Source organism: uncultured Hymenobacter sp. (assembly GCF_964243305.1).
Taxonomy (GTDB): domain Bacteria; phylum Bacteroidota; class Bacteroidia; order Cytophagales; family Hymenobacteraceae; genus Hymenobacter.
In genome coordinates, this window is record NZ_CAXTEF010000036.1 from 1 (window position 1) to 20,802 (window position 20,802).

The 20,802-nt window shown below is 58.9% G+C and carries 12 protein-coding genes; 8 read left to right on the plus strand and 4 right to left on the minus strand.

Annotation, left to right across the window (positions count from 1 at the left end):
- Positions 1–233 precede the first annotated feature (233 nt).
- Complete coding sequence (locus ACFE70_RS16625; protein ID WP_375418903.1) at positions 234–1,547, minus strand: site-specific integrase; 1,314 nt, start codon at positions 1,545–1,547, stop codon at positions 234–236.
- Positions 1,548–2,066: 519 nt separating this feature from the next.
- The gene (locus ACFE70_RS16630; protein WP_375418904.1) at positions 2,067–3,170 is read right to left on the minus strand and encodes a LacI family DNA-binding transcriptional regulator; all 1,104 of its coding nucleotides are present in this window, start codon (positions 3,168–3,170) and stop codon (positions 2,067–2,069) included.
- A 492-nt stretch (positions 3,171–3,662) separates the two neighbouring features.
- Between ACFE70_RS16630 and nagB the strand changes: the two genes are divergently transcribed.
- From nagB to ACFE70_RS16655, 5 genes are all read left to right on the plus strand, one after another.
- Entirely contained in the window at positions 3,663–5,579 is a 1,917-nt protein-coding gene (gene nagB, locus ACFE70_RS16635; RefSeq protein ID WP_375418905.1) for a glucosamine-6-phosphate deaminase, read from the plus strand.
- Between the two features lie 207 nt (positions 5,580–5,786).
- Positions 5,787–6,701, plus strand: a complete 915-nt coding sequence (locus tag ACFE70_RS16640; protein WP_375418906.1) for a glycosyl hydrolase family 18 protein — start codon at positions 5,787–5,789, stop codon at positions 6,699–6,701.
- 87 nt (positions 6,702–6,788) lie between these two features.
- Complete coding sequence (locus ACFE70_RS16645; RefSeq protein WP_375418907.1) at positions 6,789–9,872, plus strand: SusC/RagA family TonB-linked outer membrane protein; 3,084 nt, start codon at positions 6,789–6,791, stop codon at positions 9,870–9,872.
- Positions 9,873–10,043: 171 nt separating this feature from the next.
- Complete coding sequence (locus tag ACFE70_RS16650; protein WP_375418908.1) at positions 10,044–11,627, plus strand: SusD/RagB family nutrient-binding outer membrane lipoprotein; 1,584 nt, start codon at positions 10,044–10,046, stop codon at positions 11,625–11,627.
- Between the two features lie 238 nt (positions 11,628–11,865).
- Positions 11,866–13,743 (plus strand): beta-N-acetylhexosaminidase, encoded by a 1,878-nt coding sequence (locus ACFE70_RS16655; RefSeq protein WP_375418909.1) that lies wholly within the window; start codon positions 11,866–11,868, stop codon positions 13,741–13,743.
- Positions 13,744–13,948: 205 nt separating this feature from the next.
- Here ACFE70_RS16655 and ACFE70_RS16660 read toward each other — a convergent pair whose 3' ends face one another.
- A complete protein-coding gene (locus ACFE70_RS16660; RefSeq protein ID WP_375418910.1) occupies positions 13,949–14,809 on the minus strand; it encodes a glycosyltransferase family 2 protein in 861 nt (286 codons plus the stop codon).
- 867 nt (positions 14,810–15,676) lie between these two features.
- Here ACFE70_RS16660 and ACFE70_RS16665 point away from each other — a divergent pair.
- From ACFE70_RS16665 to ACFE70_RS16675, 3 genes are all read left to right on the plus strand, one after another.
- Positions 15,677–16,393: an HAD family hydrolase gene (locus ACFE70_RS16665; protein WP_375418911.1), complete on the plus strand. Its 717-nt coding sequence runs from the start codon at positions 15,677–15,679 to the stop codon at positions 16,391–16,393.
- 5 nt (positions 16,394–16,398) lie between these two features.
- The gene (locus ACFE70_RS16670; RefSeq protein WP_375418912.1) at positions 16,399–17,430 is read left to right on the plus strand and encodes a UbiA family prenyltransferase; all 1,032 of its coding nucleotides are present in this window, start codon (positions 16,399–16,401) and stop codon (positions 17,428–17,430) included.
- 99 nt (positions 17,431–17,529) lie between these two features.
- Entirely contained in the window at positions 17,530–19,206 is a 1,677-nt protein-coding gene (locus ACFE70_RS16675) for a hypothetical protein (protein WP_375418913.1), read from the plus strand.
- 107 nt (positions 19,207–19,313) lie between these two features.
- Here the strand turns inward: ACFE70_RS16675 and ACFE70_RS16680 are convergent, their stop codons facing one another.
- Positions 19,314–20,798 (minus strand): hypothetical protein, encoded by a 1,485-nt coding sequence (locus ACFE70_RS16680; RefSeq protein WP_375418914.1) that lies wholly within the window; start codon positions 20,796–20,798, stop codon positions 19,314–19,316.
- Positions 20,799–20,802: the final 4 nt, after the last annotated feature.

The window sequence follows — 20,802 nt, forward strand, 5'->3', positions numbered from 1 at the left end:
GACCTCTTGCAAAACCTACCTTAGCGTACTGTCCGTTTTTACTAGACCACCCCAATTCTCGTCTACTTCATCTAAGAAGCTTTCATATGTAGCTTTCGCCTCGTCTTGTTTGGTTTTAAGTCCTTCAGTCAACCAGTGTTGCAGTAGTAGTTTTCTAGGCTTATTGTATACCCATCGGTCCGACGTCCTCGAAGCTTCTTCCAACTCAAAGGTGGCTTTATATATAGCCGACCTCATAATAACTGTTCAAAGGCCGCGTCCAAAGTTTCGGAAGCGAATGAATCCAGATAGTCTCGGGTTGTTTCTTCTGAGGCGTGCCCCATTGTTTCGCTAATGATGGCAATCGCTACCCCGCTACGCTTCAAGCTTGTGGCGAATGAGTGACGAGCCACATAAGTAGTAAGCGGGGTATCGATACCAGCAAGAGGTGCCAGTACCTTAAGGTCTTGGTTGACCTGCCCAAGAACTTTATGAAGGCGGTTCTTTACCTGGGTAGGCGTTTGATGCTTTACCACATCAAGTATAGGGAAGATGTAACTGTCAGGTGTGGCATGAGTAAAGCCTCGGAATCTGGCCACAATAGCAGCAGCTGGGGGCAAAAGCTTAAGGCCAAACTTGCCCTGCGTCTTTTGCCGCACATAGTTCAATCGAAACGTCGTAGCGCTTGCATCAGTGGCCGTGAGCGCGTGCCATCGAAGCTGCGCCAAGTCCACAAAGTTGATACCCCCGCAGTAGAAGGAAAAGAGAAATACGTCCTTCGCCAACTGCAATCGGGCCGTGTCAGGAGACAAGCCCTCCAGCAACCGAATAGCATCGCGGCTCACAGCTCGTTTCGTGGTGCTCACGTCGAACTTGCCTACACTGAATTTGTGGCGTTCGGCGGCCGTCCGAGCGAAGGGGTAGTGTTCGACTTTCGCCAAGCCGTTGGCGATGGCTTTATTGAGAACAGCCCTCAAGGTGCGGAACCTTAGGGAAAGGGTGATTTCCTCAGCCCCTGTTGAGCGTAGGTAACGCTCCCACTTGTCGCAAAATGATAGGTTTAGCCGTTCCAGCGGCAAGTCCTCCACGCTGTACTCGGCCACAATAAACTTAGCCAGTTGATTGCGCAGGTCCTTGTAGATGCCAGCATTTCCCGCCTTACCCGTGGCACGGTACGAACTGCTCAGTTCATCGCAATAGGCCAACAACTTCCCACTTCGGGTTTTGCTGCGATTTTCAGCAACACGGGTTGCTACTGAACGTGCATCGTGTTGCTCATCGGCTTCAGCGAGTTCATCGGCTGCCTCTTGATACTTGTCTTCCCAAGCTTGGAGAGCTTTCTTCAAGATTCGACGGTCGGCTGGATTTGGAAAGTTGTTCTTTATCCTCTTGTTCTCCTTGTCCCAGTGCTTAGGGTGCAAGCACAAGCCGGTGGCTAGGTACTTGCGCTTACGGTTCTTCGTTATGCGAACAAAAAATGGGTGTGACCCATCAGCGAGCGTGTTGCTGGTGTAGTACACTACCTCCACACTGGCCTTACCTTCTTTGTGCTCAGTAGTCTTGCTCATGGGGTGTAATTCGTTGTTTTGTCAATTACACAGCAAATTACACAAATGTAGTTAAGGGCCTGATATTGATGATAAGCTACAAGACTAAAAATCTTAAAAATACCCTTTAAATGCCATAGAATACACTATTAATAAAGTAAAGACTACGTAGTGGCTAAGCTTCCCAAGCTGAGGGTCGCGAGTTCGAACCTCGTTTCTCGCTCGTTTAGAATCAGCCACTTAGGTGTAAACTTGGGTGGCTGATTTGTTTTTGGTTTAAACCAATTTTGGTTGGATAGAGCCAGAAGAAGTTAGGTGAGCAGCTATCTTTTTCATTCCAAGCCGTAATTGCTGGCCTGAGTTGCGGGTGGGCCGCTTCGCAAGAGGTGTGTAGCGGCCTTGAATCTGCTGCGCGAGGCACTCGGGTGGTGGGCGAGCCCATAGAGCAAGTGGGTCCGGCCCGCCAAGAAAAGGTAGTTTGCCGGGACGAAATGCGCCCGCCATTTTTCAGTTTGGTGCTTTCCTCGGCAGCAGTACGGCCTATTTATCAAGGTAATAGCTTATGTTTTCCTTGGTTATGATGTCGAGTGGCAAGTACTTCAGCGCTCCTACTTCCTTCTTGAACAGGAGCAGGTCAGCCAGGGCGAAAATGCCCCGGTAGCCCTGCTTTTTCGGGTTTTGGTTAATCAGGAAGTCAATAATACCCTCGTTGAGAAAGTAGATGTTTTTTTCCAGCAAGTCGTAGCCAACGAGGCGGATGTCCTCGCGGTGGTAGGCTTGCAGGTAGGGCGCAATCTCGTAGGCCTTGGACGTGCTCACGAAAATGCCCTGGAGCTGGGTTTGCTCCCCATCCAGCAGCCGGTTGAGCTGCCGGGCAAAGGCCGGGTCGGCGGGCGGGGGCAGGTCGATGCTAACGATATTATGAAGCTTTCCGGATGGCGGCCCCCCATTGGCTTCGCCCGGCGGGGGGGGGGTAGGGAGCTGGGCGAAATAATCGCGGAAGCCGCGCTCCTTCTGCGTGACATGGACGGAGTTGGCCACGTCCTCGGCGATGTGGGCAATTACGAAGGTGCCCGGCTCGGCCTGCCCGAACTGCACCAGCTTGCCGGCCAGAAACCCACTCTGGTAGGAATCCTGCCCGACGTAGCTCAGCGCGGGCAGCCCGGCGATGTAGGTATTGAAGAGCACGTAGGGAATGCCCTGCTGCCGCCACTGCTCAAAAAAAGCCAGGGACTCGCGGTAGAACAAGGGCGCAATCAGGATGCCATCGGGCCGGGCGCGCGTCGCGGCCTCGGCTTGCGCCAGAAAAGAACCGACTTCGGTTTGATTATAGGAGTAAACCGTGACGCTCACCCCGTACTGCTTTAGCTCGCGGGCGGCTTTGTCGATGCCGTTGCGCGGCGCCTGCCAGTAAGGGTCGAGGGTGTGGTCGGGCTGCAGGGCGGCCAGCTGATAGGTGCGATTTGAGCCTAGGGTGCGCGCAATCAGGTTGGGCTCGTACTCCAGCTCCTTCATCATCAGCAGCACCCGTTGCCGCACCGGCTCGGACACCCGGCCGCGGTTGTGCAGCACCCGGTCCACGGTTCCGACCGACACATTGGCCTTGGCCGCAATATCCTTGAGGCGCACCGCATTTTTCTCCATTCGTATTCGCGCTTTCCTGGCCAGCTCACTTAAACTCCTTCAAAGGTAGGCGGGAAAGCCACTGGGTCGGCGGGTAAGCTGCGGCCGGAGGCAGGCTCTCTTCGTCTTCGCTTTTTCATACCTGCTTCACCAAACAAATAGTTGCTGCGGGCTCATGCCCTCCTTATTGCGTGGGCGCCCACGCGCCACCACTACTTTTTGCGTGCGCGCGCACATTTTTTTCTGCGGACACTTGCTTTTCATTCGGCGGGCAATTATGTTTGGGCCGGGTATGCCATTAGATGTTAAGAAAGTCCTATCGGAAGCTAAATGAAAGCGCGGTAGCCAGCTAATTAAGTACCCTACTTATCATCTTTAAACGACCACGTTATAAACGCCCGCGCCCTACCCCTCATTTAAGCCGGATACGCTTGCAGCTAGTAGCCAGCAGCAAGTAAGCTGCCCCGAGCTGCCTGGTTGTACATTCCTTCAGCTTGTCATTCGCACCCCGTCATGGAAGTCCTGAACTACTCCGAAACGACCTTCGAGAAGCTGCCGGTAACGATTTTCGAGGACTCCGGGGAGGGCGCTATGCGCGTGGCCGCCGAAATCGCCGACCTGATTCGGGAAAAGCAGCGCCGGGGCCAGCGGGCCGTGCTGGGTCTGGCGACCGGCTCGTCGCCCATCGGCGTGTACAAAGAGCTGATTCGCCTGCACCAGGCCGGCGAGCTGAGCTTTCAGAACGTGGTCACCTTCAACCTCGACGAGTATTACCCGATGGCGCCGGACGAGCTGCAGAGCTACGTTTATTTCATGCACGAGCAGCTGTTCAACCACGTCGATATCCGGCCCGAAAACATTCATATTCCCGACGGCACCCTCCCGATTGAAAAGGTCAAGGACTATTGCCGCGACTACGAGCGGCGGATAGAAGAGTGCGGGGGCTTGGATTTGCAGCTGCTCGGCATCGGGCGCACCGGGCACATCGGCTTTAATGAGCCGGGCTCGGCCATTACGTCGGCCACGCGACTGGTGAAGCTCGACCCACTCACCATCACCGACGCGGCCAAGGACTTTATCAAGGAAGAGTACGTGCCGCTGAGAGCCCTGACGATGGGGGTAGGGACCATCATGAAAGCCCGCCAAATCATCCTGCTGGCCTGGGGCGAGGGCAAGGCCCGCATCTTGCAGGAGACGGTGGAGGGCCGGATTTCGGACGCCGTGCCCGCGTCTTTCCTTCAGCAGCACCCCCGCGTGCAAGTGGTGGTGGACCAGTGGGCGGCCCTGGAGCTGACCCGCATCAAGACGCCCTGGCTCGTGGGCATGTGCGCCTGGGACGACCGCCTGATTCGGCGGGCCGTTATCTGGCTGAGCCTCAAGATGCAGAAGCCCATTCTCAAGCTCACCGATGAGGACTACAAGGATGGCAGCCTGAGCGACCTGCTGGTGGAAGCCGGCAACGCCTACAACCTGAACCTGAAGGTGTTTAACGCCATTCAGCATACCATCACGGGCTGGCCGGGGGGCAAGCCCAACTCCCACGACGCGCAGCGGCCGGAGCGGGCGCTGCCGGCCCGCAAACGCTCGCTAATTTTCAGCCCCCACCCCGACGACGACGTGATTTCGATGGGCGGCACGCTGCTGCGCCTCGTCGACCAGGGCCACGACGTGCACGTGGCGTACCAGACGTCGGGCAACATCGCCGTCTTTGACGATGACGCGCGCCGCTTCGCCGATTTTGCCCTGGACTTCGCCCAGAAGCAGGGGGTAGGGGCCGCGCAGATGCAGCAGGAGCACACCGAGGTAGTCGAGTTCCTAAAGCGCAAGAAGCTGGGCGAAGAGGACAGTCCGCTGGTGCAGGACATCAAGGCCCTGATTCGCAAGGGCGAGGCGGAGGCGGCCTGCCGCTTTTGCGGCGTCAGGGAGGCGAACGTGCACTTCCTGAACATGCCCTTCTACGAAACCGGGCAGGTGAAAAAGAAGCCGCTGGGCGAGGCCGACATTCAGGTAGTGGTGGACATTCTCCAGGAAATCCGGCCGCACCAGATTTTCGCGGCCGGCGACCTGCGCGACCCCCACGGCACTCATGCCGTGTGCTTAGACGCCATTTTCCGGGTCCTGGCCCGCCTTAAGGGCCGCGAGGCCTGGGTCGAGGACTGCTACCTGTGGCTCTACCGCGGGGCCTGGCAGGAGTGGGATGTGACGGAAATCGAGATGGCCGTGCCCATCAGCCCCGAGGAGCTGCTGCGCAAGCGCAAAGCCATTTTTAAGCACCAGTCGCAGAAAGACAGCGCCGTGTTTCCCGGCAACGACAAGCGCGAGTTCTGGCAGCGCTCCGAAGACCGCAACCACGACACGGCCCGGCGCTACGACCGGCTAGGGCTGGCCGAGTACGAGGCGATGGAGGCCTTCGTGCGCCACCGGTTTTAGGGGGGGTAGGGGGGCATAAGAACGTCATGCTGAGCTTGCCGAAGCATCTTGGCTGCTTGGTAAGCAGCGGCTAACAACGATTCAATTTCCTGTCCCCTTCACTCTGGCAAGATGCTTCGCGTTGCTCAGCATGACGTTTTTTTCATCTGTTTATTTCGCCCCAGCACTCAAGAAAGGACTATGAGACGCAAGCCGCTCCTGTTCGCAATGCTGTTGGCCCTGCTGCTGGTGCCGGGGGTAGGGCGCGCCCAGTTCCGGGTGGTGGGCTACCTGCCGGCTTGGCGTGGTGAGGTAAACACGGCGCAGCTCGCTCAGCTCACCCACGTCAACTACGCCTTTGTGCAGCCCACGCCCACCGGCGGCCTGGAGCCGCTCAAAAATCCCGACAAGCTGCGGCGCCTCGTGGCTGCCGCCCACGCTAGCGGCGTGAAAGTGCTCATCTCAGTGGGCGGCTGGCACGACGGCGACCACAGCGCCTTCGATGCCATTGGCGCCGACGCGAGCCGCATTAACACGTTTACTACTAATCTGGTCAATCTTGCCAAGGAGTACAGTCTCGATGGTATTGACATCGACTGGGAGCACCCCGACGCCAAAGCCGCCCCGAGCTTCGCGGCCTTGATGCGGCAGCTCGCCACCCGGCTGCACGGCCAGGGCAAGCTGCTGACGGCAGCCGTGGCCGGCGGCACCTGGGCGGGGCCAGGCATCCAGCCAGGCGTGTTCGCGGACGTCGATTTTCTCAACATCATGGCCTACGACGACTCGCCACCGGCCCACTCCACCTACGCCGGCGCGGCCCAGACGCTCGCCTACTGGCAGGGCCTGGGCCTGCCGGCGAGCAAAACCGTGCTCGGCCTGCCCTTCTACGGCCGCAGCACGAGCAGCGAGGAGCCCTACGCCGCGCTGGTAGCCCGCGGCGCCAACTCCAGCGCCGACTTGTTTGAGGGCGTGGGATATAATGGCCTGACCACCACTCGGTTGAAAACCAATCTGGCCCTCGACCAGGCCAGCGGCGTGATGATTTGGGAGCTGACGCAGGACGCGCCCGGCGCCAACTCGCTGCTCAGGGCCATTGCCGAGGTGGTACGGCAGCGCACCCGCGCGGCGCCCGCTCCGCGCTAGCGCCCGCCGGCGCCGTTATCCAGTGAAATTCATTGAGTTCGTTTCGCGGCCCTTTCCTACCCCCTCACTTCCTTAAAACCCTCTCTCATGCGAAAAATTACCTGGCTTACTTTCTTACTGCTCCTGAGCCTGCCGGGCTGGGCGCAGGCCCAAACAACCGTCACGGGCAAGGTGACGGACGCCAAAGGCGGGGCGCTGCCCGGCGTCACCGTCCTGGTGCGCGGCACCAACCAAGGCATTAGCACCAACGCCGAGGGCACGTACTCGCTCACGGTGGCCGCGCCCGACACGTCGGCGCTGGTGTTTTCGTCGGTCGGCTTCGATGCGCGCACGGTCCGCCTTGGCGGGCAGTCAGTTGTCAACGTAACCCTGAATGAGAGCACGCAGGCGCTCAACGAGGTAGTGGTAACCGCGCTCGGCATCGCGCGGGAGCGCAAGGCTCTGGGCTTTTCGGTGACCGAGGTGCAGGGTGAGTCCCTGACGCAGGCGCGGGAAGTGAACGTGGCTAACTCCCTGGTGGGCAAGGTGGCGGGCCTGAACGTGAACTCGACCTCCGGCGGGCCGGGCGCATCGAGCAACGTCATCATCCGGGGCGCGTCGAGCATCAACCAGACCAACCAGCCGCTCTACGTTATCAACGGCGTACCGGTGGAAAGCCAGCCCAGCCTCAACAACAGCGGCGGGCAGTACGATAACGGCCCCGACCTGGGCGACGCCATCTCCAATATCAACCCCGACGACATCGAGAGCATCTCGGTGCTTAAGGGCGCGGCGGCCTCGGCCCTCTACGGCTACCGGGCCAAGGCCGGCGTGATTCTGATTACGACCAAAAGCGCCAAGGGCAATGACGGCATTGAGTTCAACAGCAACTTCGTGGCCCAGCAGGTTTTTAACCTCACCGACTGGCAGTACGAGTACGGTCAGGGCGCCAACAACATCAAGCCCGACTCGGTGGCGGCAGCTTTGCTGGCGGGCAACTCCAGTTGGGGCGCCCGGATTGATAGCGTCAACAGGCCGGGTATTCCTTATGACAACACCCTGGTGCCGCAGTTCGACGGCGTGGCGCGGCCCTACGTGGCGCAAAAGAATAACATCAGGAATTTCTACCGCACCGGCAGCAGCTTTACCAATACCATTGCCTTCAACAAGAGCTTCACGGGTGGCGCAGTGCGTCTGTCGGCCAGTAACCTGGCCAACAAGTCGGTAGTGCCCAACTCGCGGCTCGACCGCCAGACGTTCAACTTCGCCGGTACGTTTGACCCGTTTAAGCGCCTGACCATCGACGCGCGAGCCAACTACATTCTGGAGCAGGCCAAGAACCGGCCCATCCTCTCCGACGGTCCCGGCAATGCCAACTTCAACGTGGCCTTTCTGCCGACTACCCAAGATGTGCGCGACCTGCGCGGGCCCAACGGCAACGGTACGCGGGCCAATGGCGCCGAACTCAACAGCGGCGACATCTACGGCACCAATCCTTACTTCGCCGCCAATAAGTTCGTCAACGACACTCGGCGCGAGCGCCTGCTCTCCTCGGTGTCGGCCCGCTACACCCTCGACAACGGCTTGTTCTTGCAGGGGCGGGTAGGGCGCGACGCCTACACCGACCGCTACACCAATGTGACGCCCTCGGGCACGGCCTACCGCACGGCGGGCAGCATCGCCGAGATAAACACGCAGTTCACGGACCTCAACGCCGACGGACTGGTGGGCAAAAGCTTCCAGGTCGGGGAAGACTTCGCCTTCACCCCGAACGTGGGCGCCAGCTACCGCCGCACCAAGCTCAACGGCTTCCAGAATTACGGCAATGAGTTCGCTGTGTTCGGCGTCAACTCGCTCGGCAACACCAAGAACCGCTCGGTGGGGCTGGTCTTCAGCGACCAGCAAGTACAGTCGGTGTACAGCTCGCTGGACTTGTCCTACAAGGACTTCTTGTTCTTGACCGGCACGCTGCGGCGCGACTGGTTTTCGACGCTGGCCACGCCGGGTCTCGACAACGACCTGAGCATCACCTACCCAGGGATAAGCGGCTCGTTCGTGTTTTCGGAACTGTGGAAGCCGGATTTTCTGTCGTTCGGTAAAATCCGGGCCGGCTACTCAAAAGTAGGTCAGGCCACCGACCCCTTCCGCACCCAGCTTAATTATTCGCTTTCCTCGAACACGCTGCTGGGCAATCCGTTCGGCGGCCCGTCCGACTCCAACATCCCCAACAGCAGCCTGCTGCCCTCACAAGCCACCGAGATTGAGGTCGGCACGGAGCTGTCGTTCGTTCAGAACCGCCTGCGGCTGGACCTGACGGTCTATAAGAAAAAGTCGTCGAAGGAGATTGTCAACACGCCGGCTTCCATCACGTCGGGCTATTCAGGCGCCGTGCTCAACGCGGGCGAGCTGGAAAACAAGGGCGTGGAGCTGCTGCTCACCATTCTGCCGGTGCGCACCACCGACTTCACTTGGACTTCTTCCTACAATGTGGCCTACAACAAGAATACGGTGCTCTCGCTGGCCGGCGGCCAGCAGCAGTCGGTGTATGCCACCTCGCGCTCGGGCGTAGGCTTCGTGGGACAGCAGGTGGGCAAGCCATTTGGGCAGGTGCTGGCTTACGACTACAAGCGTGACGCGGAGGGCAACATTCTTCTGACGACTACCGGCGTGCCGGACCGCGGCAACCTGACGGCATTCGGCACCGCCTTCCACCCCTGGACGATGGGCTGGAGCAACGACTTCGTGTACAAGCGCCTGAGTCTGGGCGTGCTGATTGATGGCAAGTTCGGGGGTAAGATTTTCTCAGCCACCGACTACTACGGCACGGTCGCTGGCCTGCACAAGAACACGCTGGTCAACCGCGAAGGTATCTTCGGCACTACGAAAGACACCTTGGATGCCGCCGCCTACTACGGCACGCTGGCCAGCAACGTCTCCCGCCAGTTTGTGGAAGATGCCAGCTTCATCAAGCTGCGGCAGGTGACGCTGGGCTACGCGTTTCCGAGCAGCCTGTTCGGTAATAAAATCCAGCGCCTGAACCTGAGCCTGGTGGCCCGCAACCTGTTTTTCATTCGCCGCCTCACCGACAATATCGACCCCGAGGGCAGCTACAGCGCCTTCTCGCAGGGCCTGGAGCTGGGCGGGGTGCCGCCCTCGCGCACCTACGGCGTCAACCTAAGTGCCAAATTCTAATAGCTAGACAGCCCAAAAGGCGGTCATGCTGGGCCCTATGAAACATCCCGCCCGTCACTTATTAAATCGCTAGGTCAAGCTGATTACTTTCCCCGGCGAGATGCTTCGCAGGACTCAGCATGACCGTCTTTTGGGTAGCTTCTGTAAACCAGCTTTTTGTCTCCTTTCTTTATGAAACGCCGATTCCCTACCCCCCCTCTGGCGCTGCTAAGTGCCGCCGCCCTGCTGCTGGCCGGTGCCTGCACCGACAAGTTCGCTGAAATCAACACCAACCCGACCACCTACAGCCAGGCTTCGTTCCCCCCGAACTACGTGCTGACCCAAACCCAGCTCACGTATACCGGCAGCACTGACTTTGCCTACGAGACCTGGCGCGGCAACCTGATTTACGCCTCCGGCATCGTGCAGGGCATGTCGGCGGTGCTCGGCTACTGGGCCGGCGACAAATACCGCCTCAATGAGGGCTACACCGCTGCCTATTGGGAGCGCAGCTACAGCGAGCAGGTTAAGCCCGTGACCGACCTGGTGGAATCGACCCGCGGCAAAGCCGAGTACAAGAACCTGCACCAGATTGCCCGCATCATGCGCGTGCTAGTCATGCAGCGCATCACTGATTTGTACGGCGACGTGCCCTACTCCGAGGCCGGCCAGGGCTACTACCAGGGCATCATCACGCCCAAATACGACGCGCAGCAGGCCATCTACGCCGACATGCTCAAGGAAGTAGAGGAGGCCACCGCCGCCCTTGACCCCGCCGCCGACGTGGCCAACGGCGACGTGTTCTATAGGGGCAACGTGGCCCAGTGGCAGCGCTTCGGCAACTCGCTGTTGCTGCGCCTGGCCATGCGCCTGACCAAAGTCGACGAGGCCACCGCCAAGGCCTACGCCACCAAGGTGCAGGGCAAAACCATGACCAGCAACGCCGACAACGCCTTCGTGCTCCATGACGAAGCCGGGGGCCGCGCCACCCAGAACCGCAACAGCCAGGTGCTGCTCGGCGACGGCGGCCAGGAGCACTACTACGTGAAGTGGTCGAAAACTTTTATCGACTATTTGAAAGCCAACAACGACCCGCGCCTGTCGAAAATCGCCGTCACTCAGCTCTACCTCACCGACGTCAGTAAAGTCCAGAGCACGAGCTTCAACACCGGCGCCGCCGCCCAGAAGGGAATGCCCAACGGCCGCGACCTGAGCGGCCGGCCCGGCCTCGACATCAAGACCGACCCCACTTTCACTTCCTTTCCCGACTACTCGTCGCCGCACCCCGGCATGATTAAGCGCACCGGCCCCACGTTCGTGCTCACCTACGGCGAGTCGGAGCTGCTGCTGGCCGAGGCCGCCCAGCGCTTCGGCCTGGGCACCGCCGCCGGGCACTACACCAACGGCGTGACCGCCGCCATGACTTACCTGAGCCAGTACGACCCCAGCATGGCCGTGACCCCGGCTGAGGCCAGCGCCTACCTTACCGCTCATCCTTTTAGCGCCGACCAAGCGCTGGAGCAAATCAATACGCAGTACTGGGCCCTGACCAACACCATGCTTGATTTCTACGAGTCGTGGACCAACTGGCGCCGCAGCGGCTTCCCGGTGCTCAGGCCGGTAGTGTACCCCAATAATGCCACCAGCGGGCAGATTCCGCGGCGCTTTCCCTACCCCACCGCCGAAATCACGAGCAACCCCGACAACTATAAGGCTGCCAGCGCCGCCGTGGCTGGCGGCGACAACCTGGTGGGCCGCGTGTACTGGGATAAATAAGCCCGCCCGTAGTTGAACCTAAAAGAAGCTTCGCTGCAAAGCCGAAGCTTCTTTTGGTTTTGGCTAACTGACAGCGAGGCGAGGGGCGCGGTAGCTAATTGCATTCCCTACCCCCTTTAGCGGCGTTAGCGACGAGACGCAGGGATGCGTCTCTACCTTGCCAAACAAGCTTTGCGAGCTACTCAAAAAATACCTATTCCCCTTCTTCTGCCCCACCGCCCACCAAGCCTACTTCTTCATGCCCTTCTCTTGCCGATTTCCTACCCCCCTCGGCGCGCTCCTGGCCGCCGCAACCTTGCTAACCACTATTTCCGCCGCCGCGCAAAGCGAAATACCCGGCGATAAGCTCGGCCTCGTGCCGCTGCCGCGCGAAGTCAAAGCCTACGCCGCCACCTACACGCTGCCCCAGAAAATCAGCCTCTACGCTAAAAGCAAAGACGAGCTGAACGTGGCCAGCCTGCTCAGGGACCAGCTCACGCAGCTCGGCCACACCGTGACTGTGACCACCAGCCGCCCGGCCGCCCAAATCAGCCTGGTCACGGCCCCTACCCCCTTGGCTTCGGCCGAAGCCTACCAGCTGACCGTGGACAAGGCCGGCGTGCGCATTTCGGCCAGCGGCGGGGCGGGGCTGTTCTACGGCACCCAGACCTTGTTGCAGCTGCTGCCGGCCCGGCCGGCGGCCACGGCCGCCGTGCCCTACGTGCGCATCCAGGACCAGCCGGCTTTCGCGTGGCGGGGCGGGATGCTCGACGTGTGCCGCCACTTTTTCCCGGTCAGCTTCGTGAAAAAGTATATCGACTTTCTGGCCGCCTACAAGCTCAACACCTTCCACTGGCACCTGACCGACGACCAGGGCTGGCGCATTGAAATCAAGAAATACCCCAAGCTGACGCAGATTAGCGCCTTTCGGAAGGAAACCCTAGTTGGCGCCCAGCAGCTGTTTAAGACACCCGCCGAGTTCAAGTACGACGGCACGCCCTACGGCGGCTTCTACACCCAGGAGCAGGTGAAGGATGTGATAGCCTACGCCCAGCAGCGTTACGTCACCATCGTGCCCGAGATTGAGATGCCGGGCCACTCGGTCGCCATCCTGGCCGCCTACCCGGAATTAGCCTGCAAGCCCGGCCCCTACGAAACCTGGACCATGTGGGGCGTCAACGAGGACATCGTGTGCCCGACCGAGCCGACCTTTCGCTTTTTCGAGGACGTACTGACGGAGGTTAGCGCCCTGTTTCCGGGTAAGTACATTCACATCGGCGGCGACGAGGCGCCCAAAACGCGCTGGAAGGAAAGCGCCGCCGTGCAGGAAATCATGAAGCGCGAGGGCTACACCGACGTGGAAAAGGTGCAGGGCTGGTTTAACCGCCGCATCGAGAAATTCTTACAGGGCAAGGGCAAAAAGCTTATCGGCTGGGACGAGATTCTGGAAGGCGGCATTTCGCCCAGCGCCACCGTGATGAGCTGGCGCGGCGAGAAAGGCGGCATCGAAGCCGCCAAAATGGGCCACGACGTGGTGATGACGCCCACCACCCACTTCTACCTAGACTATGGCCAGAACCCGCAGCCGCACAGCCCCTACGAGCCCCTGATGATTGGCGGCTACCTGCCCCTGGCGAAAGTCTACTCTTATAATCCCCTGCCTAAAGAGCTGACAGCCGAGCAGCAGAAGCACATCCTGGGGATAGGCGCTAATATGTGGACCGAGTACATCACGACGCCCGAAAAAGCGGAGTACATGTTGTTTCCCCGCCTGCTGGCCGCCGCCGAAGTGGCCTGGACGCCAGCTGCCGCCCGCCGCTACGACGCATTTCTGCCGCGCCTGGGCCAGCAGTTCGCCCACCTCGACCGCAAGCGAATCAACTACCGCGTGCCCGAGCCGCTGGGCCTCGACAGCGCCAGCCTGGTGCGGCAGGGCGACCGGGCCGTACTGACGCTCCGCTCGCTGGTGCCCGGCGCCCAAATCCGCTACACCCTCGATGGCAAGCTGCCCGACGAAACCACTGACCGCTACACCAAGCCCCTGGCCGTGCCACTGGGCCGCCAGCTGCTCGTGCGCGCCGTCACTATCGCTCCCAACGGCCGTAAAAGCCCGCCCGCCGAGCTGCGGATAAAATAAGGCTTCTTGCATTTGAACCGGGCCGCCGTTCAGCGCAGGAGCTGAACGGCGGCCCGGTTTTAGGCCGGTGTCTTTAGGCCGGTGTCTGGTGCTGTGGTTAGCAGCTGCTTTGGTTTTCTGGTTTGGCAAACGCTTTGTGAGCCGTTAGACAGAGACAGACCGGCCTTATTCCTTCCCCTTAAGCGGTGGGCAGCAGGTGGCGGCTTCACACGTACTCACCCAACCGGGATACGTGCCGTTTAATCCGGTTCATAAAGGCCTTAAGAATGCTGCCGTCTTGCAGGACTTTGCGCGGCGACGTATAAACCAGCGCCTTGGGGTCGGTCACCATCTTCAGGCTACCCCTGGTTTTGAGGCGCACGGCCATGCGGCCGTCTTCCGACTCTTCCACGTTAAGCTCGTTGTTGAAGACACGTGCCTGGTCGGTTTTGAAGCCGCCGGTTACGCGGCCCAGCTCGGCCACGAAGCCCATGTTAAACCCCAGCACATTCACGAACTCCTGGTTTTTCTTCCGCATCTCCACCAGAACGCTCGTGAACAGCTCATACACCCACAAGCCCTGGCGGCCCTGACCCGGCGGGGGCACGAAGCCATAGCGGCCGTAGACGCCCACAATCTCGTTGGGCTGTAGCATGGGCCGGGTCATCAGCTCAATCCAGGAGGGGGGGTAGAACGTATCGGCGTCGGCGCAGAGGTGGTATTTGCCCCTGGCTTTTTCCAGGCCCAGCTGCCGGGCAAAGGATATCCCCTGCGTCGATTCCAGGTAGCTTGTCACTCCTAGCACGTCGAGCACGTGCTGAAGCGAGTCGGTGGAATTGTTGTTGATAACAATAATCTCGACCTTGAAAGATGTTACGTTGGAAGCCAGCGACGAGAGCGCCCGGTAGATGTTGTTGGCCTCGTTCCAGGCCGGAATGACAACCGACACGTCGGGCTGTTCGTGCTTGAACGCGGCCAGGCGAGTGGATAAATCTGCAATTTCCGAGGGCAGCAAATCGGTAAAATTCTTGTTCTCGAAAAGATGCGGCTTTATCCAGGCCGGTAGGGAAAGTGGGGTCAGGTTCAAGTCGGTGATGGATAAGGAGATAAAATTTTTACTAAAAACCAACCAGAATGTTGGCTGCTGAGAGCAGAAACATTCAGGGCAGGGTGGGCGGGGGCTGAGAAACGAAACCCGGCACAATGCTGCGGGCAAGGTCGATGGCGGGCAAAGTTACCATCGCCTCGCTACTCCAGCGGCGGGGTAGAGCCGCAGCCTCTATATGCTGCTATACGCTGTTGCTTGGAAGAAGCCTTGGTGCGCTGGTGAGCCGGCCCGCAAACCAAGGGCCAACACCAGCTATCCAAACCCGACGCAAACTGCCAGATATGCTGCCGGCCCTGAGGTGCTGGTCGGGCAAAAGCAAAAACCGGCCAGCTGCCGCCCGGACCGGCGGCTCACGCCTCACGTTTCTGCGCCCGCTGCCCAGCGAACTGACAAAGACAGCGCCGCCGCTAACCGGCCCGCGCTCACTACCTGAAATCGTAGGGAAGCGTGAATAAATAATAGGACCGAGAAGTCTGATAATCAATAGTTTATTTGATAGACTGCTAGGGCAGAAGCTGCCGCGCGTGGAAGTTGCCGGAAGCCCTCGCAGGCAAAAGCCTGGTAGCCGTTTGACGTAGCAGCCAAGAATAGTCTTCATTTTGCGCTTAATTTAGCTTCAAGCCAGCAGGGGGGGGTAGGAAACGTAGCCTCTCCTGCCTCATTTATTTGGCCTTGCTCTGGTTTGTTTCTTTGTCTCTGCGGGCGGCCACCAGGCTATCAGTGCCTGGGCAGTAGCAGGGTGCTGCCTCTACTTTACAACCATAAGGCGCTATCTTCGTAAAGCGGCGTCCGAAACCAGGAATACATTTTCTTGCAGGTATAGTAATATATATCTAACTTTGCACAATGGTTGTATTTCCTGGCGTTGATTGGCAGAAGGTTAAGGCGGTTATCTTCGACGTGGATGGCACGCTCTATGCCCAGGACAAGCTGCGCGGCAAGCTGCTGACCGACTTGCTGGCCTACTATGCCCTGCGGCCGTGGCGCCTGCGCGAGTTGCTGCTGCTGCGCCGGTTTCGGGCCGAGCGGGAAAAGCGGGCGGGCGGCCATTTCGCCGGCCTTGAACAAGCTCAGTACGCCTGGTGCGTGGGTTCAGACCCCGTTGCGTTAGCCCAACTCCGGCGCGTAGTAAACCATTGGATGTTTCAGCACCCCAATCAATACTTGCCGGCTTGCACGTATCCGGGCACTACTTCCTTCTTCAACGCGCTGCGCCAGCGCGGCATCAAAATCGGCATTTACTCTGACTACCCCGCCCAGGCCAAGTTAGCGGCCATGCACCTCAGTGCCGATGCCGTCGTCAGCTCGACGGACCCGGAAGTGGACCGCCTCAAGCCAGACCCGCAGGGCCTGCGGCACGTAACCCAACTGCTGGGCCTGACGCCCGCCGAGTGCCTGTTTATCGGCGACCGGCCCGAGCTGGACGGAGCCTGCGCCGAACAGGCCGGAATGCCCTGCCTGATAGTGGAAAAGCAAGCTTTTCAACATTTCACGTTTTACCAAGACCTCGAACAGCAGCTCGCGGCTCAACCGAATAGTTCGGTTCTTTACCAAGCAACTTAGCTCCCATGACGCCATCTGATACGCTCACGAACACGAATGAGCCCGCCGTGCTGGTACCGGCCGGCCTGAAAGACTACATCGCCATCGCGCGCCCCGACAACTGGGTCAAAAACGTGTTTATGATGCCGGGCGTGCTGTTCGCCTTCATCATCTACCGCGTGCCGCTCGATGCCGCGCTGTTTGTCAAGCTGGTGTTAGGCCTGGCCAGCACCTGCCTAGTCGCCTCGGCCAACTACGTCATCAATGAGTACCTAGACGCGGAATTTGACAAATTTCACCCACTGAAAAAGAAGCGCACTTCGGTAGTGCGCGTCGTCAACCCCACGCTGGTGTACACGGAGTGGCTGGTGCTGGCCGTGGTTGGTTTGGTGCTGGCTTATCAAATCAGCATTCAGTTCGTGCTCATGTCGGCATTTCTGCTCTTTATGGGCGTGATGTACAACGTGCGGCCGTTCCGGACCAAAGAGCGGGTATACCTCGACGTGCTGTCGGAATCGGTGAACAACCCCATTCGATTCGCCCTGGGCTGGTTTATTGTGGCCCCGGCGCTGTCGCTCGCTACTTTCAATGCTGCGGGGTTTTTCAGTAGCCTGCCGCCGTCCAGTATCATTGTAGCTTACTGGATGGGCGGCGCCTTTCTGATGGCTACCAAGCGCTTTGCCGAGTATCGCCTGATTAAAGACCCGCAGCTGGCTGGCTTGTACCGCCGCTCGTTTAAGTTCTATACCGAGCACAGCCTGCTCATATCGATGTTCTTCTACGCCCTCACCTGTTCGTTTTTTCTGGGTATCTTCCTGATTAAGAACCGGATTGAGCTGCTCATTAGCTTTCCTTTCTTTGCCCTGCTGTTCTCCTGGTATCTGCGCATCGGCCTGCTGGAAAACTCGCCCGTACAAGGCTCCGAGAAGCTGTACACGCGCAAGTGGTTTATGCTCTACGTGTTTCTGTTCTGCGGCCTACTCATCACGCTTATGTTCGTGCGCATCCCCTTTCTGAGCAATCTGCTGGAAGAGCGCTACAACTTCAATCAGCTGTAGGCCCGGCCAGCTACAGACTCGTGTATCCAACAAAACGGGGGGGTAGGGCGGCGTTAGCTGCCCGCCGCCTAGTGGCCCTGCGCTGCGCAATGTCAGCCTATGCTCATACGTCCGGACCAGCCGCTTAAGCCCCCGCCCGGTTCTTCTGTTGTTCTCGGCGACGAGAGCGAAGCCGCTGGTTTCAGCTCCCAGCTCCAGCGCCGGCTGCTGTACGGGCTGCTGGCGGCCGGCGTGTTTTTTCGGCTGTTTCACTTTCTTAACAACCGTTCTTTTTTCATTGACGAGCTGTTTCTGAACGTCAATATTATTAAGCTCAACTTCGGGCAGCTGGCTACGGGGCCGTTCGAATACCAGCAGAAAGCGCCCCTGGGCTACCTGTGGACGGTACGCAGCTTGGTGGCGCTGTTTGGCCGGCACGAGCCGGCGCTGCGGCTGTTCTCGCTGCTGAGTGGGGTAGGCGCGCTAGGACTTTTCGTGCCAGTCGCGCGCTATTTTCTGCGTTCCTGGGGCGCAGTGCTGGCGGTTGGCGTACTGGCACTGGGCTACCCGGCCGTATATCACTCCGTCGAGGCCAAGCAGTACAGCACCGAGCTGCTGGGCACGGTGGCGGCGCTCTATCTATATATACGCTACCAGTCCGCTACCACCCTGGCGCCGCTGCTGGCCTGGGGCCTGCTGGGCGGCCTGCTGCTGTGGTTTTCTTTTTCTGTCATCTTTATCCTGGCCGCCATCGGCCTTGTCATCGGCTTGCGCGCCCTGCGGCGGCGCGATTGGCGCACCCTACTGCTCTACCTGGTGCCGGGTGGGCTTTGGCTGCTGAGCTTCGGGCTGCAATACCACTTCTTTATCGGGAAGTATCAGGATTCCGGGTGGCTGGCCGACTTCTTCAAAGTGAAATATGATGCCTACCTGCCGCTGGCCCGGCCCGCGGAAGCAGTGCAGTGGCTTTGCCTGAAGGGCTACGACTTCCTGAGCCATCCGCTCGGCGTGCTGCTGGAAGTGGATGACACCCGCTCCTACTTCGGCCTGCGGCACGTGCTGAAAATGGGCTGGCTGATGGCTTTGCTCTTGATTATTGGCGTCTACTACCTGCTGCGGCACGACCGGCAGCAGCTGCTCCTGCTCCTTTTGCCGCTCGGGCTGGCCCTGGTGGCGTCGGCACTCAGTCAGTTTCCCTTTTATCAGCGGTTTACGCTCTTTCTGGCGCCGCTGGCAATTCTGCTACTAGCTCATGGCGCTCAGTATGGGCAGCGGCTTTTCCTGCCCCGCCGGCGGGGCATCGTGGTGCTGCTGGCGCTGGTGCTGCTGCCCGCCTTTCTTAACTCAGCCCGGCAGGTTATCAACCCTGATTCCTTCTACAACCGGGAGTACTACCGCGACGTGGTGCTCCACGTCAATGAGCAGTACCGGCCCGGCGATGCCGTGTACGTGTACTGGAATATGCGCCAGGCCTACGAGTATTACCAGGCCGCCTACGGGCTGAAATACGGCGCTACCCTGGCTGGGCTCACCAAAAACCGCTCGGTTTCGCAGGCCGACTACCTGCAAAACCTCGACCCGGATTTTAAGGCGTTTGCCGGCCGGAAAAGGCTGTGGTTCGTGTACGATGTCAACAACCGCGATGCCATCGGCGACTACGTGAACCGGCCGGCCTGGTACCACGACCCGGCTTTTCCGCCCGGCCGCCTGCTGGACGAGAAGTTCGCCAGCATGGGTCGCCGGCTCGCGCACTATCAGCGCGGCAACTACGCCGCGACGCTGTATGAGCTACGGTAGCTGATTTAATCAGCTTATCGATACCGACGGCATGAAGCCAATCGAGGGGGGTAGGAAAGTACAATTGCGCTTTCCTACCCCCCTCGATTGGCTTCATGCCTGTTTGCCTAGTGCTGACAGGGCTGCGGCTCCGTTTTGGAAATGGCGCGAAACCGCAGCAGCCGGCGCAAAATGGGCGAGCTTTTCTGTAAAAGCTCATCGTTGGGCGAAGCAGTGGCCAGCGTGAAAGTGCGCCGCTGCCCATTGCGCACGTAGATTACCTGAGTCGGCCTGGTGCTGGCAATGTGGTTCTGAAACTGGAAGAAAGTGATTAACTTATTTTCATCAGCAACCTTTTGTAGCTGCGGCTCCGAGGAGTGCACAATCTCTATCATATCCTTCTGGTAGTCGAACACCTGGGCGCTGATAGGAATAAAGAAATGGTTTGTCACGCCGCCTTCGGTTCTTAAATTAGAAAACATAGCGAATGAAGACTCGGTCTTCAAGCCCAGGTAGGGGCTCATACCATTTAAAAATACTACCAGCGGGAACAGCAAAAATGCTGCATTGGCAATTTTAAAGGCACGAGGCGGCTCCTGACGCCGCTCGATTTTAAGCGCCAGTGAGAGCAGAAATACGAAAATGAAAAGAAAGCTGTAGAAAGCCCAGATTAGCTGAAAATAATCATTAAAAACCTTGGTGAGGACGCGAAGCAGCACCAGGCCACCCAGAAATAAAGCGAGCAGAATAACTAAGTTTCGGAAGCTAAACTGAACTAGCTGCTGCTTAAGCCGCGCCTGATACTCCACCAGCTTCCGATAGCCGATATAAATAGTGTTGCTGAAGCTATAGCGCGTGAAAAGAAAATACGCCCCGAAAACCATCGAGGAGAAATCGTAGAATCCGTTGAAGGAGTTGAAGGCAATAACGCAGTGAAACGCCAGACCGAGCAGCAACCCTGCATTTCGGGTTTTGCGAAAAATAAGAAGGAGAGGAATTAGGGCCTCAATAATAATGGTGAGGTAGATATTGGCTTTAATCAGGTTTTCTGAAATTGGAAGCAGCAGGTCCAGATGCTGCTCCTTGAGGAGCAAAGCCGCGCAACTGTTTTCCAGCGAGAAGAAGCCCGAGTTCAGCTTGTGCAGGACGACAAAAAAATAGAGCAGGAGCAGCTCAATTCGCACTATCGGGGCCAGCGTCTTGATAAAATCCGCCTTATTTATCCAGAAGCTTTGCCGCTTGATAATCAAGTAAATTAGCACCTGCGCAATCGTTAGATTTACGAAGGTGGCGAATAGCCAGTGGTTGCTTATCGTTTGCAACATGCTGGCCTCGTAGAGCTGCAAGGCCACGAAAATTACCAGCCGCAGCACCGAAGCCGTTCCTACTAGCAGGGCTAGCGCGGCGATGGTCAGCAAGACATAATGCAGGGCGCTGATGTAAATCCGCGACTGCGCCATGTGAAACAGGGTGCCAGTGGCCCACACCATGCAGAAAACCCGGTACCTTATGATGTCTTCAAAATCATTGCCGGCGGCGCGCTCAGCTTCGGCAGGCAGATAATTTGTACCAACGAGTGCGTCCGAAAGGGCCGCACGTGTTAACAGACGCATAGGG